The organism is Sodalis sp. RH19 (genome assembly GCF_047324215.1).
GTDB lineage: Bacteria > Pseudomonadota > Gammaproteobacteria > Enterobacterales > Enterobacteriaceae > Acerihabitans.
The window spans coordinates 3,174,614-3,188,709 of the sequence record NZ_CP178734.1 but is presented as its reverse complement, the minus strand read 5'-3'; the positions used below and the strand labels follow the sequence as shown (position 1 = coordinate 3,188,709).

The 14,096-nt window shown below is 58.2% G+C and carries 13 protein-coding genes; 9 read left to right on the top strand and 4 right to left on the bottom strand.

Going from position 1 to position 14,096, the window contains the following annotated elements; genetic code table 11:
- The first annotated feature begins 205 nt into the window (after positions 1 to 205).
- The 3 genes from ppiD to ACL2XF_RS14515 all read left to right on the top strand — a co-directional run bounded on the left by ppiD (position 206) and on the right by ACL2XF_RS14515 (position 3,374).
- The gene (gene ppiD / locus ACL2XF_RS14525) at positions 206 to 2,086 is read left to right on the top strand and encodes a peptidylprolyl isomerase (RefSeq protein ID WP_410016184.1); all 1,881 of its coding nucleotides are present in this window, start codon (positions 206 to 208) and stop codon (positions 2,084 to 2,086) included.
- A gap of 196 nt (positions 2,087 to 2,282) precedes the next feature.
- Positions 2,283 to 2,873, top strand: a complete 591-nt coding sequence (locus ACL2XF_RS14520) for a ComEA family DNA-binding protein (RefSeq protein WP_410016183.1) — start codon at positions 2,283 to 2,285, stop codon at positions 2,871 to 2,873.
- A gap of 171 nt (positions 2,874 to 3,044) precedes the next feature.
- A complete protein-coding gene (locus ACL2XF_RS14515; protein WP_410016182.1) occupies positions 3,045 to 3,374 on the top strand; it encodes an Arc family DNA-binding protein in 330 nt (109 codons plus the stop codon).
- Between the two features lie 194 nt (positions 3,375 to 3,568).
- Here the strand turns inward: ACL2XF_RS14515 and queC are convergent, their stop codons facing one another.
- Positions 3,569 to 4,270, bottom strand: a complete 702-nt coding sequence (queC, locus tag ACL2XF_RS14510) for a 7-cyano-7-deazaguanine synthase QueC (protein WP_410016181.1) — start codon at positions 4,268 to 4,270, stop codon at positions 3,569 to 3,571.
- A 72-nt stretch (positions 4,271 to 4,342) separates the two neighbouring features.
- The gene (locus ACL2XF_RS14505; RefSeq protein WP_410016180.1) at positions 4,343 to 5,383 is read right to left on the bottom strand and encodes a PLP-dependent cysteine synthase family protein; all 1,041 of its coding nucleotides are present in this window, start codon (positions 5,381 to 5,383) and stop codon (positions 4,343 to 4,345) included.
- A 118-nt stretch (positions 5,384 to 5,501) separates the two neighbouring features.
- Here ACL2XF_RS14505 and ACL2XF_RS14500 point away from each other — a divergent pair, with 118 nt between their 5' ends.
- From ACL2XF_RS14500 to amtB, 5 genes are all read left to right on the top strand, one after another.
- Positions 5,502 to 5,957, top strand: a complete 456-nt coding sequence (locus ACL2XF_RS14500) for an Lrp/AsnC family transcriptional regulator (protein ID WP_410016179.1) — start codon at positions 5,502 to 5,504, stop codon at positions 5,955 to 5,957.
- 51 nt (positions 5,958 to 6,008) lie between these two features.
- Complete coding sequence (locus tag ACL2XF_RS14495; RefSeq protein ID WP_413722262.1) at positions 6,009 to 7,778, top strand: SmdA family multidrug ABC transporter permease/ATP-binding protein; 1,770 nt, start codon at positions 6,009 to 6,011, stop codon at positions 7,776 to 7,778.
- The gene (locus ACL2XF_RS14490) at positions 7,771 to 9,552 is read left to right on the top strand and encodes a SmdB family multidrug efflux ABC transporter permease/ATP-binding protein (RefSeq protein ID WP_413727071.1); all 1,782 of its coding nucleotides are present in this window, start codon (positions 7,771 to 7,773) and stop codon (positions 9,550 to 9,552) included. Before ACL2XF_RS14495 ends, ACL2XF_RS14490 begins: the two co-directional genes overlap by 8 nt.
- 320 nt (positions 9,553 to 9,872) lie before the next feature.
- Positions 9,873 to 10,211 carry a P-II family nitrogen regulator gene (gene glnK / locus ACL2XF_RS14485; protein WP_009639071.1) on the top strand — a complete coding sequence of 113 codons (339 nt, stop codon included), beginning with the start codon at positions 9,873 to 9,875 and terminating at the stop codon, positions 10,209 to 10,211.
- Positions 10,212 to 10,252: 41 nt separating this feature from the next.
- Positions 10,253 to 11,539, top strand: a complete 1,287-nt coding sequence (gene amtB / locus ACL2XF_RS14480; protein ID WP_410016176.1) for an ammonium transporter AmtB — start codon at positions 10,253 to 10,255, stop codon at positions 11,537 to 11,539.
- 106 nt (positions 11,540 to 11,645) lie between these two features.
- Here the strand turns inward: amtB and tesB are convergent, their stop codons facing one another.
- The gene (gene tesB, locus ACL2XF_RS14475) at positions 11,646 to 12,509 is read right to left on the bottom strand and encodes an acyl-CoA thioesterase II (RefSeq protein ID WP_410016175.1); all 864 of its coding nucleotides are present in this window, start codon (positions 12,507 to 12,509) and stop codon (positions 11,646 to 11,648) included.
- A gap of 267 nt (positions 12,510 to 12,776) precedes the next feature.
- On the opposite strand from tesB, the gene ACL2XF_RS14470 reads away from it, so the two are divergent.
- On the top strand, positions 12,777 to 13,337 hold the full coding sequence (locus ACL2XF_RS14470; RefSeq protein WP_410016174.1) for a YbaY family lipoprotein: 561 nt from the start codon (positions 12,777 to 12,779) through the stop codon (positions 13,335 to 13,337).
- A 268-nt stretch (positions 13,338 to 13,605) separates the two neighbouring features.
- On the opposite strand, the gene ACL2XF_RS14465 is transcribed toward ACL2XF_RS14470, so the two are convergent.
- The gene (locus ACL2XF_RS14465; protein WP_410016173.1) at positions 13,606 to 13,920 is read right to left on the bottom strand and encodes an MGMT family protein; all 315 of its coding nucleotides are present in this window, start codon (positions 13,918 to 13,920) and stop codon (positions 13,606 to 13,608) included.
- Positions 13,921 to 14,096: the final 176 nt, after the last annotated feature.

Here is a 14,096-nt window from a genome sequence, read left to right as displayed (position 1 = left end):
ACGCAGGGGAACGGGTAGGGTAGAATACAAGGCGCATCTTTTTTGATGTGCCTTTTTTGTTTTTATTTTTCCCTGACAGTTGCGCATTTCGGTTGTCAGAGGAATAGCTTTAGCGCGCAGCAAGCTCTCGGAGCTACGGCATGAAGGCGGATCTTACTGCCGGCGCAAAGGTTTCATTCATATTACAGCGGAGTGTTGTCACACTATGATGGACAATTTACGCGCGGCCGCCAATCACGTCGTGCTCAAAATTATTCTGGCCATTGTCGCCATTTCATTCGTGCTGACCGGGGTAGGCAACTATCTGATTGGCGGCGGCGGGGATTACGCCGCGAAGGTGAACGGCCAGCAAATCAGCCGTGCCCAGCTGGAACAGGCGGTGCAAAACGAGCGCAACCGCCAGCAGGAGTCGCTGGGGGACAGTTTCTCGGCCCTGGCCGCCAACGAAGGCTACATGCTCCAGATGCGCCGCCAGGTGCTGTCGCAGCTGATTGATGAGACCCTGCTGGACCAATATGCGCAAACCCTGGGGCTTGCCGTTAGCGATCAACAGGTCAAGGAGGCGATTTTCGCCATCCCGGCGTTTCGCACCAACAACAATTTCGACAATGAAAAATACCGCTCAATCATCGCCAGCATGGGATTGACGCCGGATCAGTATGCGCAGCTGATGCGCAAGCAGCTATTGACGCAGCAGCTGATCCAGGGGCTCGGCGGCACCGGTTTCCTGCTGCCGGAAGAGACCAACCGGCTGATGGCGCTGGCCATCCAGGAGCGTCAGGCGCGCCTGGCGACGCTCGATATCAACGCGCTGCTCGCCGGGCAAACCGCTTCCCCGGAAGAGATCCAGAACCACTATAACCTGAATAAAAACACCTATGTCCAGCCCGAGTCGTTCAAAGTGTCCTATATCGCCCTGGATGCCGCCTCGATGCAGGCGAAAACCACGGTGAGCGAACCGGAAATCCAGGCCTACTACGACCAGCATAAAGACCAGTTCTCACAGCCGGCGCGTAAACGTTACGCCATAATCCAGAGCAAAACCGATGCTGACGCCCAGGCTATCCTGGCGCAACTGCAAAAAGGCGCCGATTTCGCCGCCCTGGCCAAACAACGCTCCACCGACATTATTTCCGCGAAAAACGGCGGTGATATCGGCTGGATGGACGCTGACGCCACGGTGGACGAGCTCAAACAGGCCAACCTGACCGATAAGGGCCAATTGTCCGGCGTGATCACCTCCTCGGTGGGCTTCCTGGTGGCGAAACTGACCGATATCCAGCCGGAGCAGGTGAAGCCGCTGGCCGAGGTGCACGACGGCGTGGCGGCGAAAGTGAAACAGGAAAAAGCCATCGACGCGTATTACGCCTTGCAGCAAAAGGTCAGCGACGCGGCCAGCAACGATAACGAATCACTGGCGTCGGCCGAAACGGCCGCGGGCGTCAAGGCGGTGCAGACCGACTGGTTTACCCGCGACAGCGTACCGGAAGCGTTGAACGCCGATGCCGTGAAACAGGTGCTTTTCGGCGGTTCGCTGCTGGGCGTCAACGGCGCTCCCGGCAACAATTCCGATGTGATCACCGTCGACGGCGACCGGGCTTTCGTCCTGCGCCTGGCCGAGCATAAACCGGAAAGCACCAAGCCTCTGGACGCGGTGCGCGCCCAGGTGGAAAACCAGGTGAAACGCCAAAAGGCGCTGCAACAGGCCCGCATCGACGCCGAAAAAATTCTGGCGGCGCTCAAGCAGGGTAAGGGCGCCGAGGCGATGAAAGCCGCCGGCCTGAGCTTCGGCGAGGTGAAAACCTTTGACTCGACGCGGCAGAACGATCGTTTGACCCAGGCTATCTTCACGTTGCCGCATCCGCAGCCGAACGCCTCCTCCTACGGCATGTCGGAGGATGAACAGGGCAATATCGTCCTGGTGGCGCTCGATAAGGTCGCGCCGCGCCAGCTTGATGAGCAGCAGCGCGGCCAGGTGGTCAGCCAGCTTAGCCAGGGCATGACCGGCGTGACGTTCGACGCGCTGCTCAATAACCTGCGTACCGAAGCCAAGATCAAGATGGGCACCGGCGCGCAAATGCAATAACGCTCATAAAAATACTGAACATAGTGTAATGACCAAAGGCCGCTTTCGCGGCCTTTTGCATGGTTCAATTTCCCTGGTTGCCGTGGTAATACCCTTAAGGCAACCTGCCTGCCGTGCCGGTATCTCACGGCATAACGTGTGGTTATCCACGACCCAAGGCAAGCAATCACAAGGACGTCATGTTATGAAAACTCCAATGAAACGTACTCTGAGCCTGGTGTTACTGACCAGCCTGTTCGCCCTTTCGGGCATCGCCTGGTGTTCGGTGGCGGACGGGGATAAATCCGGCGATGTCGTTGTCGTCAGCCATGACGGCGCAGGGGAAAAAGCCGCTAAGGTTCCGGCGGACGGCGGCGGTGCTAGCGACGGCATCATCAAGGTCATCGGCGCCACGGAGCACGGCGACACCAGCGACAGCGGCAGTGAGGGCGACAGCGCGGCCACCACCCTGTCCGCAGCGGCGACCACGCCGCCCGTATCCGGCGAAGCGGCCAAAGAAGACGCCGCCGAACCGGCCGCAGGCCAGGACGCGACGCAAACGGCGTCGGATACCGAAGATAAAAGCACCCAAACGGATGACTTCGGCGATGAAAAAATCAATATCAATACCGCGTCGGCTGAGGACATGGTGAGCGCGCTGAAAGGCATCGGGCCTAAAAAGGCGCAGGCCATTATCGACTACCGCGAGGCTAAGGGACCCTTTACCCATACCGACCAGTTGAAAGAAGTCAAAGGCATCGGCCCATCCACGTTCTCGCAAATCAAAGAGTTAATCATCGTGGAATAAAACAGGGGATCAATACTGACATGCCGGCCGGGTTTCAGCGCCAGGGGAAAATGTTTTCCAGCGCCGACCCCCGGCCACAGGCGATGCGCCAATATTAAATTTTTATGACAGTGTGGACATCGGGCCGTATCTTTCCTAAGTTAGTGACTCTTCTATCAATAGGAAAGCACTATGAGTGAGACAGCTAATTTAACGATTAAATTGCCTCTCGAGCTAAAGGAAAAATTGAAGTCCTTGGCCGCGAGTAAAAGCGTTTCCATGAGTGCGGAAATCAGCGCAAGGCTAGAGCGCAGCCTGGACGGCACGATTGAGGATGACGTTGAAGGCGGGGTCGAGGCAAAGCGCCACGCTAAAAACGCGGTACACAAAGAGCATGTCGCCGCCGATGTCGATAATCAACATACCGAAGAACTTATCGAGCAGCCTTTTACCACCGGTGAAGTAAAAAAGCTGCGCGCGTTACTGAATGCCAACACTAAAAAAAAATCAAAGAAAAAATAGCCAGAGGCCATTTGACCGGGCCGTCGAGTTAACTGCGGTCATAACATAACGTTATTTGTGAATCAGAGGGGAAGATATACCCTCTGATACCAACGCCTGTCTTCAATCCATCAGTCTGCCCACCTCACCTTGTTCCCGCACCATGGCGCCACAGCCGCTAACGACGGCAAAGACTGGGCGCGCGGGTAGCATGATTATGGCAGCGACGTTTTGGCTTTCATCGCCGCCATGACCCTTTCCCGATGCTGCTGATAGTCGGCCAGGCCCTTGGCGCGCAGATGGCACGCCGCGCAGGTGCCGCAACCATCCCCTTTGATGCCGTTATAGCAGGTCAGCGTTTCCTGACGCACCAAATCCAATTGCCGGTAATAATCGGCCAGCGCCCAGGTTTCGGCTTTATTCAGCCACATCAGCGGGGTGGCGAAGCGGATGTCGCGGGCCATGCCCAGGATGACGGCATTGTTCAGCGCCTTGACGAACTCATCGCGGCAGTCGGGATAACCGGAAAAATCCGTTTCACACACGCCGGTAATGACCGTTTGCGCCCCCACCTGATAGGCATAAATGGCCGCCAGGGTGAGGAACAGAATATTACGGCCCGGTACAAAGGTACTGGGCAAAGCGTCGCCGCCGGCGCCAGGGTCAAACGCGGGCACCGGAATATTCTCCCGGGTCAGGCTGCTGACCGCCAGATCATTTAACAAACCGGCGTCGATGACTTTGTGCGCGCGGGCGCCCAGCTTGAGCGCCAGGGCGCGCGCTATGTCGATTTCAGCCCGGTGCCGCTGGCCGTAATCAAACGTAACGCAGTGCACCTCGTCATAGTGCGTTAAGGCCTGGATCAGGCAGGTGGTTGAATCCTGCCCGCCGCTAAAAACCACCACCGCTTGTGTCATTGTATTACTCAATTTAAGGAGCCACGGCCCTTATGGTAACGCCTCCGTGGCCATTTGGCATCTTTCCCGCACTTAGAGGGCCGTCAATGTATCCTGCCAGGGACTCAGGTCGCCGATATGTTCACGTACCCACTCCATCTGATAATAGGTGTCATGGTAGCGTTCCCCGCCGTCGCACAATATCGTAACGATGGCGCCTTGCCTTCCTTCGGCGCGCATCCTGACGGCCAGTTGCAGCGCGCCCCACATATTGGTACCGGTGGACGCCCCCACCCGGCGGCCGAGGATAGGCTCGAGCCAGTAAAGGGTGGCGATGGTGGCGGCGTCGGGTACCTGGATCATTTCATCAATCACATCGGCAATAAACGACGGCTCCACGCGCGGCCGGCCGATGCCTTCGATCCGGCTGGCTATGCTTGCGGTGAGCGCGGCGTCCCGGTGATGAAAATATTCAGCAAAGACGGAATTCTCCGGATCGACCACCACCAGCCTGGTGTTATGACCCTGGTAGCGAATATAGCGCCCGAGGGTGGCCGACGTGCCGCCGGTGCCGGCGCTCATAACAATATAATCGGGTTCCGGGCAGGGCTCCTGCGCCATCTGGCGAAAAATGCTTTCCGCTATATTATTGTTGCCGCGCCAGTCGGTGGCGCGCTCCGCGTAGGTAAACTGATCCATATAATGGCCGTTTAACTCATGGGCCAGGGCTTTGGCTTCGTCATAGATCATGGCGCTATGCCCGACAAAATGGCAGCGGCCGCCGTAAAAAGTAATCTGTTCAATTTTACGTTTAGCCGTGCATTCCGGCATGACGGCAATAAAAGGCAAGCCGAGCAGCCGGGCGAAATAGGCCTCCGAAACCGCCGTGCTGCCTGACGATGCCTCGATAATGGTGGTGCCCTGCTTTATCCAGCCGTTGCACAAGCCGTATAAAAACAGCGAGCGGGCCAGCCGATGTTTTAGGCTGCCCGAGGGATGGGTGCTTTCATCTTTCAGATAGAAAAAAATGCCCGGAAACGCCGGCAGCTGAAACCGTATTAAATGCGTATCGGCGGAGCGCTGGAAATCAGACTGGATTTCGCTGATGGCCTGTTTCACCCAGGGCGCGGTCATAATAATTATCCTTAATGAGGAAGGGGGTTCACAGCATAGCGGGGATGAAGAAAAAATAAGTTGCCTTTTTCACTCGATTAACGTGTGATAAGAGAAATATTTTCTCCAAAAGATACTTATGCTAGATAAAACTGACCGTACATTACTCTCATTGCTGCAGCAAGACTGTACGCTTTCGCTCCAGACGCTGGCGGATGCGGTCAACCTGACCTCCACGCCATGCTGGAAACGTCTTAAACGTCTTGAGGAAACCGGTATCGTGCGCGCTAAGGTGGCGCTGCTGGATAATGAAAAGCTGGGGTTGGCATTGACCGCCTTTGTGCTGATTAAAACACAGCAGCATAATAGCGACTGGTATCGGGCCTTTGTGGCGCAGGTCAAAGGAATGCCGGAAGTGCTGGCCTTTTATCGCATGGCCGGCGAGTATGATTACCTGATGCAGGTGGTGGCGAGCGATATGAAGAGCTACGACAACTTTTATAAGCGGCTGGTGAACGGCGTGCCTGGCCTCATCGATGTGACCTCGAGTTTTGCCATGGAACAAATCAAAAATACCACCGTATTGCCGTTATAATTTATCTTTCGCTGCGGCGGGTCACTTTCAATAGGTCTGGAATAAAACTGCGTGAGATTATTTGCACAATTAGGTTGGTATTTTCGCCGCGAATGGCGACGTTATCTGGGGTCGGTCTTACTGTTGATCATTATCGCCATACTGCAACTGATCCCGCCCAGACTGGTCGGGGTTATCGTGGACGGCGTGACGGAGCATCGGGCCTCCACGCGGATGATCATGATGTGGCTGGGCGTCATGGCGTTTACCGCCGTGCTGGTATACCTGCTGCGCTACGTATGGCGAGTGCTGCTGTTCGGCGCCTCTTATAAGCTGGCGGTGGAGCTGCGCGCCCGGTTTTATCATTTGCTCAGCCATCAACTGCCGGGTTTTTATCTGCGCCACCGCACCGGCGATCTGATGGCGCGCGCCACCAACGACGTGGACCGGGTGGTATTCGCCGCCGGGGAAGGGGTGCTGACCCTGGTGGACTCGCTGGTGATGGGCCTGTCGGTGCTGGTGGTGATGAGCGTGCAGATAAGCTGGCAGCTTACCCTGCTGTCGCTGCTGCCGATGCCGGTCATGGCGCTGCTGATTAAACACAACGGCGATGAGCTGCACCGGCGGTTTAAAACCGCCCAGGCGGCGTTTTCGTCACTCAATAACCAAACGCAGGAAAGCCTTACCGGCATCCGCATGATCAAGGCCTTCGGTCTGGAGGGATACCAGTCGGAGCGGTTTGTGCAGGTGGCCGCCGACGCCGGCGCAAAAAATATGCGCGTGGCGCGCATTGACGCGCGTTTCGATCCCACCATTTACCTGACCGTCGGCTTTTCTAACCTGCTGGCCATTGGGGGCGGCAGTTGGATGGTGATGAACGATCTGCTGACGCTTGGGCAGTTAACCAGCTTTATTATGTATCTGGGCCTGATGATTTGGCCGATGCTGGCATTAGCCTGGATGTTTAATATTGTCGAGCGGGGCAGCGCCGCCTATAGCCGAATCCGCCAAACGCTGGACGAGGCTCCTCAGGTCAGGGACGGTAAGGAAATGCTTCCCCCCGGACGCGGCGTCCTTGAGGTTGACGTCGACAGCTTCAGCTATCCGCACACGCCGCAGCCGACATTGAATAATATCCATTTGCGGCTGGCGCCGGGACGGGTGCTGGGTATCTGCGGCCCGACCGGCGCCGGTAAAAGCACGCTGTTATCGCTGCTGCAGCGGCATTTTGACGTGACCCGGGGCGAGATCCGTTTCCACGGTATGTCCCTTGCCGATGTCTCCCTTGATCAGTGGCATAGCCGCCTGGCGGTGGTCAGCCAGACGCCGTTTTTATTTTCCGATAGCGTGGCGCGTAATATCGCCCTCGGCCGGCCGGACGCCACCCGGGAGCAAATCGAGCGGGCGGCGACCCTTGCCTGCGTGCATGAGGATATCCTGCGGCTGCCGCAGGGCTATGAAACCGAAGTGGGCGAGCGGGGCGTGATGCTGTCCGGCGGGCAAAAACAGCGTCTGTCCATTGCCCGCGCCCTGCTGCTGGAGGCGGAAATCCTGATATTCGACGACGCGCTCTCCGCCGTGGACGGGCGTACCGAACATACCATCTTGCGCAATCTCAGGCAGTGGGGCGAGGGACGTACCCTGATCATTACCGCCCACCGGCTGTCGGCGCTGAATGCGGCCGATGAAATCGTCGTGCTGCGCCACGGCACCCTTGCCCAGCGGGGCGAACATCAGCATCTGCTGCAGGAAGAGGGCTGGTATCGGGATATGTTCCGCTACCAGCAGTTGGAAGCAGCGCTCAGCGCCGATCCGGACGGGCAGGAGGCGGCCGATGCGTAAATGGCAAACCCTGTGGCCGACGCTGAAACGGCTGCTGGCCTACAGCCGGCCTTACCGCAAACCGCTGACGCTGGCGGTGGTCATGCTGTGGCTGGCGGCCGGCGCGGAAGTCGCCGGCCCGGTGGTGATCAGCTTTTTTATCGACCGGGTCGTACCGCTGAAAACCTTTCCGCCGCTGCTGGTGACCGGGCTGGCGCTGGGTTATATCGCCCTGCAGATGGTGTCCGCGTCCCTGCGCTACTACCAGGCGCTGCTGTTTAACCAAACGGCGCTCGACGTGGTGCAGCAACTGCGCACCGAGGTAATGGATGCCGCGCTGCGCCAGCCGCTGAGCGCCTTTGATACCCAGCCGGTGGGCCAGCTTATCTCGCGGGTGACCAATGATACCGAGGTGGTCAAGGATCTTTACGTCACGGTGATGGCGACGGTGCTGCGCTGTATCGCCCTGGTGGGCGCCATGCTTATTGCGATGTTTATGCTGGACTGGCGCATGGCCGCCATTTCGATGGTGATCTTCCCCGTGGTGGCGCTGGTAATGACGGTGTATCAGCATTTCAGCACCCCGATCGTGCGTCGCCTGCGCGCCTATCTGGCGGATATCAACAATGGCTTTAATGAAGCGATAAGCGGCATGAGCGTCATCCAGCAGTTTCGCCAGCAGGGGCGTTTCGGCCAACGGCTGGCGCAAGCCAGCCACGCCCATTACCTGGCGCGGATGCAGACCCTGAGGCTTGAGGGCTTTTTGCTGCGCCCGCTCCTGAGCCTGCTGTCGGCGTTGGTATTATGCGGGCTGCTGATGCTGTTTAGCTTCAGCCCGGCGGGCACCGTCGGGGTCGGGGTACTGTATGCCTTTATCAATTATCTCGGCCGCTTAAATGAGCCGCTGATTGAACTGACCACCCAGCAATCGATGCTGCAGCAGGCCGTGGTGGCGGGCGAGCGCATCTTTGAACTGATGGACGGCGACCGGCAGCAGTACGGCGACGACGACCGGCCCTTGATCAGCGGACGTATTGATATTCGCGACCTCAGCTTTTCCTACCGCAATGCCACGCCGGTATTGCGGCATATTTCCCTGTCGGTGCCATCCCGGCGCTTTATCGCGCTGGTGGGGCATACCGGCAGCGGTAAAAGCACCCTGGCCAATTTAATGATGGGCTATTATCCCATCAGCGAGGGCGCGCTGTTGCTCGACGGCCGGCCCATCGCCAGCCTGTCGCACCGGGTGCTCAGGCAAGGCGTCGCCATCGTCCAGCAGGACCCGGTGGTCATGGCGGACACTGTATTCACCAATATTACCCTGGGGCGTGATATCAGCGAATCCAGGGCCTGGCATGCCCTGGAACAGGTGCAACTGGCGGAACTGGTCAGATCCATGCCGGGCGGCATCCACGCCGGCCTCGGCGAGCAGGGCAATACCCTGTCGGTCGGGCAAAAACAGCTGCTGGCCATGGCCAGGGTTCTGGTCCTCACTCCGCAAATCCTGATCCTCGACGAGGCCACCGCCAATATCGACTCCGGCACCGAGCAGGCGATCCAGCGGGCGTTGGCGGCTATCCGCCACCAGACCACCCTGGTGGTTATCGCGCACCGCTTATCCACCATTGTCGAGGCTGACGAAATTCTGGTGCTCCACCGTGGCGAAGCGGTGGAGCGGGGCTCCCACGAGGCGTTGTTAACGCAGCGGGGCCGCTATTTCCAGATGTATCAACTGCAGCAGGCCGGCAGGGCGCTCGCCGCCGACGTCAGGGTGGCCGGCGCGGGGCACGGCTGACGATGTGCGACGGATGTGCCGCCCGTGGGTAGCCGCGGATAAGCATGCTGGGCGCTTAAGCGCAGCGCGCACCGGGATTGAGCATCCCGGCGCCGATATTCCCCCTTCTGCACCGTAATCTGGCGTAGCGCACTAATACAGTGCGCCTCGCTGGTGTATTTTTGCGCGTCGTCGGAGCCAATGCTGCGCCTGAGGCGGGTTTTGCTGTATCGGCGGGCGTCCAACGGTAAATTTCTATTTCAAAACATTTGTGGCACATGCTTTGCTTTACTCAGGCGTAGCGATCGCGAGTTCAGATCCAAATTCTTGAGGGGGAACATATGAAGCTGGTAACCGTGGTGATTAAACCATTTAAATTAGAAGACGTGCGAGAAGCGCTTTCTGCTGTGGGCATTCAAGGGCTGACGGTCACCGAGGTCAAAGGCTTTGGACGGCAAAAGGGCCATGCAGAGCTGTATCGCGGGGCCGAATACAGCGTTAATTTCCTGCCCAAGGTAAAAATTGATATCGCCATTGCCGACGATCAGCTAGATGAAGTTATCGATGTCATCAGTAAAGCGGCGTATACCGGAAAGATCGGCGACGGCAAGATTTTTGTTGCTGAGCTACAACGGGTCATCCGGATTCGTACCGGAGAGACCGACGAAGCAGCACTTTAACGACACACACGCGCGAATTTTGTGGATAGGGATGAATGAAAATGAAGAAACTTGTCTCATTGACCAGCCTCGGCGCAGTAGCATTGTTGCCGACATGGGCCATGGCCGCAGCGCCTGTTGCTGACAAGGCCGATAACGCTTTTATGATGATAAGCACCGCTTTGGTGCTGTTTATGACTTTACCGGGGATTGCCTTGTTTTACGGCGGCCTGCTGCGCGCCAAAAACGTGCTGTCGATGTTGACCCAGGTTGCGGTCACCTTCGCCATGGTCTGCGTGCTGTGGCTGATTTACGGTTACTCCCTGGCCTTTAGCGAGGGCAATCCGTTTTTCGGCGGGTTCGGTTGGACCATGTTGAAGAATATTGAGCTGACGGCGCTGACCGGTACGTTCTATCAACTGATCCACGTCGCGTTTCAATGTTCGTTTGCCTGTATTACCGTCGGTCTGATTGTTGGCGCCCTGGCGGAACGTATTCGTTTCTCCGCGGTGCTGATTTTTGTGCTGGTATGGCTGACCTTTTCCTACCTGCCGATGGCGCATATGGTTTGGGCAGGCGGTTATCTGGCGGCGCAGGGCGCGCTGGACTTCGCCGGGGGTACTGTCGTTCATATCAATGCGGCGAGTGCCGGTTTGGTGGGTGCCTATATGCTGGGCAAACGCTCAGGTTTCGGCAAGGAAGCGTTTAAGCCGCATAACCTGCCGATGGTCTTTACCGGTACCGCGATCCTGTATGTCGGCTGGTTCGGCTTCAACGCCGGTTCCGCCAGCGCTGCCAACGAAATTGCCGCACTGGCTTTCCTCAATACCGTCATGGCTACCGCCGGCGCCATCCTGTCCTGGGTGTTTGTTGAGTGGATGCTGCGCGGCAAGCCTTCCTTGCTGGGCGCCTGCTCCGGTTGTATCGCCGGTCTGGTCGCCATCACTCCTGCCGCCGGCACCGTCGGCGTCGGTGGCGCACTGGTCATTGGCCTGGTGGGCGGCGTAGCCGGGCTTTGGGGTGTGGTTGCCCTGAAAAAATGGCTGCGGGTGGATGATGTCTGCGACGTATTCGGCGTGCACGGCGTGTGCGGTATCGTAGGCTGCCTGCTGACCGGCGTATTCACTTCCGCCTCGCTCGGCGGCGTGGGTTACGCCCAGGGTGTTACCATGGGGCACCAGCTCTGGGTTCAGCTGTTCAGCGTGATCGTCTGTCTGGTCTGGTCCGGCGTCGTGGCCTTTATCGGCTTCAAGATTGCCGATATGGTGGTGGGGCTGCGTGTGTCCGAAGAACAGGAACGCGAAGGCCTGGACGTCAACAGCCATGGCGAAAATGCCTATAACGAATAATTTTCTATGCAGCGCCGGGGCACGATAACCGGCCATGGAAAATCAGCAGGGGCGATTTATCGCCCCTGTTTTCATTTGCGCAAAGCGCCGGGCGGTCCGGGTGGGTTCACACCCCATGGTGCCGCATCACGCCTTCCTGCGCCGTCGAGGCTACCAGCACCCCGTCGCGGCGGAAAATCTGTCCGCGCACAAATCCCCGCGCGCCGGACGCCGAAGGGCTTTCTATCGCATATAACAGCCAATCGTCAAAACGAAAAGGGCGATGGAACCACATCGAATGATCAATGGTGGCGATTTGCACCCCGGGCTCAAGAAACCCCACGCCATGCGGCTGGAGCGCTGTGGGCAGGAAGTTAAAATCGGACGCGTAGCCCAGCAGGAATTGATGGCATTCACGGTCATCCGGCAGTGTGCCCGCAGCCCGCAGCCAAACATAACGCACGGGTTTTTCCACGGCGCCTTTAAACGGGTTATGGAAAACAACCGGACGCATTTCTATCGGCTTTTCACCGGTCAGTTTTCGCCGCAGCGGCTCGGGCAGACCGGCGGCCAGCGGCAGCGCGATATCCCGCTCCGAGGGCAACCCCTCGGGGGCGGGCACCTGGGGCATCGGGCTTTGGTGCTCAAAGCCCGTTTCTTCCGCCTGAAACGAGGCCGTCAGGTAAAATATCGGCAGGCCCTGCTGAATGGCGCTGACATGACGGGCGCTGAAACTGTTGCCATCGCGCAGCTCGGCCACCTGATAGACAATGGGCAAGCTGACGTCGCCGGGGCGTAAAAAATAGCTGTGAAAGGAATGGACATGCCGCGCCGGGGGGACCGTCTGCCGCGCGGCGTACAAAGCCTGGGCCACCACCTGCCCGCCGAAGACCCGCGGCAGGCCCAAATCCTCGCTTTGACCGCGAAAAAGACCTTCCTCCAGCTTTTCCAGGGTGATCAGATTCAATAGATGATCGATTTTACGGGTCATAACTACGCTCCAGTAACCAGGGTCTTCACTGCGGGTAAACGCATGACGGGTGCCGGCATAGCGTCGGGGCGCCGAACCTCCCAGGCCGGCCATGACAGCCCGCTTTAATGAGCATAACCGCAAACGTGTCCGGTGCGAATGCAACCGACAGGAAAATATCAGGATTCTGTGCCATGATTAAATCATTAGGTGGTTCAGCCACCAAGACTTCACCGCCGCTTGGTATCGGTGAAATGATGAGCTAATAATAAGAAGGAGAGATAAATCATGAAACTCTGGCAAGTAGTAGGTGGCGCTGCGCTAGCGGTCACCTTGGCGGGATGCGCTGATAAAGGCCATCAGGTGGCTACCCCGGCGTTCAAAACCCCGGGCACCGCTGAACAAGCCGAAGCGTTAAGGCAACCCAGCGTTTCCGGCACCGTTTGGATCAGGCAACGGATCGCATTGCCTCCCGACGCGGTATTGACCGTAACGCTGTCCGATGCCTCGATAAGCGATACGCCGTCTACCGTCATTGCGCAACGTGTGGTACGCACGGAAGGTAAGCAGGCGCCGTTCAGCTTTGTGTTGCCGTTTAATCCGGCGCAAATACAGCCCAATGCGCGCATCCTGCTAAGCGCGGCGATTACCGTCGATGGCCGGTTAATGTTTATTACCGAGCAGGTGAAGACGGTTATCAACAACGGCGGCACCAAACAGGATCTGACGCTGGTGCCGGTGGAAGCCGTGGCCATGCCGACACGCGCCGCGGCGGCATCTACCGTGCCGCTGACCTCTCCCACCCAGGTGGCGCCGGCCAGCAGTGTTCCCGCGCCTAACCAGTTGTAAGGTCTCTTGGGATGGTGCTAAACGCCGCGGTGTTGGCGGCGTTTATGCCGGCTAAAGCGTCGCGTGCGTGGGCACAACGGCTGGAGACGTTACTGAACAACACTGAACAACGCCTCTGGTGGCGATAGGTTGAGTGTCTCACAGGGAGGTGAGACGCGCTCACGCCCTAGCGCCATGGCGACAAATCATCATCCCCGCCCGGACTAAGGTATTTAACGTGTCGCGGCCTCTCCTCTCCCTGGCCCGCTGTTCCAGCCTGGCCGGCGTTTTACAAGACCCAGCGATAGCGGGACAAGTCGATATTACCGCCGCGCCCGAATTCCACGCCCTCCGCTTCCAGGGCGGTTCTCTGCCGTTCATAATCTTCGCCCGCCAGTGAAATGCCGCCGTGCCGGTTGACCACCCGATGCCATGGCAGGCGGCTACCCGCGGGCAACCGGCTCAGTATGCCCCCGACCTGCCTGGCGGCGCGCGGAGATCCCGCCAGCCGGGCCACATCGCCATAGGTGGCAATGTGGCCGGAAGGAATGGCGGCGACAATCTGGAATACCCGCTGGCGAAACGTATCAATTGGTTCATTCATCGTATTGCACAGAATTCATTAAGCCCAAGGCAGCATATTGGCATAACCCGGCAGGGTCAAAAAGGATTTAAAATAGGACAGGGCCACGGCGCGGATGGCGATTGCCCAAGAAAACAGCGCTTGGCGCGTATCGGCTTGCAATTGCGCGGGGCATCATTGATAATGCCCCGCGCTCG

Bases quoted from the DNA above. Each gene is read 5' to 3' on its own strand.
- ACL2XF_RS14500 (WP_410016179.1), top strand. From the start codon at position 5,502: ATGCTAGATAAAACTGACCGTACATTACTCTCATTGCTGCAGCAAGAC.
- ACL2XF_RS14520 (WP_410016183.1), top strand. From the start codon at position 2,283: ATGAAACGTACTCTGAGCCTGGTGTTACTGACCAGCCTGTTCGCCCTT.
- ACL2XF_RS14515 (WP_410016182.1), top strand. From the start codon at position 3,045: ATGAGTGAGACAGCTAATTTAACGATTAAATTGCCTCTCGAGCTAAAG.
- ACL2XF_RS14465 (WP_410016173.1), bottom strand. From the start codon at position 13,920: ATGAATGAACCAATTGATACGTTTCGCCAGCGGGTATTCCAGATTGTC.
- ACL2XF_RS14470 (WP_410016174.1), top strand. From the start codon at position 12,777: ATGAAACTCTGGCAAGTAGTAGGTGGCGCTGCGCTAGCGGTCACCTTG.
- ppiD (WP_410016184.1), top strand. From the start codon at position 206: ATGATGGACAATTTACGCGCGGCCGCCAATCACGTCGTGCTCAAAATT.
- glnK (WP_009639071.1), top strand. From the start codon at position 9,873: ATGAAGCTGGTAACCGTGGTGATTAAACCATTTAAATTAGAAGACGTG.
- tesB (WP_410016175.1), bottom strand. From the start codon at position 12,509: ATGACCCGTAAAATCGATCATCTATTGAATCTGATCACCCTGGAAAAG.
- amtB (WP_410016176.1), top strand. From the start codon at position 10,253: ATGAAGAAACTTGTCTCATTGACCAGCCTCGGCGCAGTAGCATTGTTG.
- ACL2XF_RS14505 (WP_410016180.1), bottom strand. From the start codon at position 5,383: ATGACCGCGCCCTGGGTGAAACAGGCCATCAGCGAAATCCAGTCTGAT.
- ACL2XF_RS14490 (WP_413727071.1), top strand. From the start codon at position 7,771: ATGCGTAAATGGCAAACCCTGTGGCCGACGCTGAAACGGCTGCTGGCC.
- queC (WP_410016181.1), bottom strand. From the start codon at position 4,270: ATGACACAAGCGGTGGTGGTTTTTAGCGGCGGGCAGGATTCAACCACC.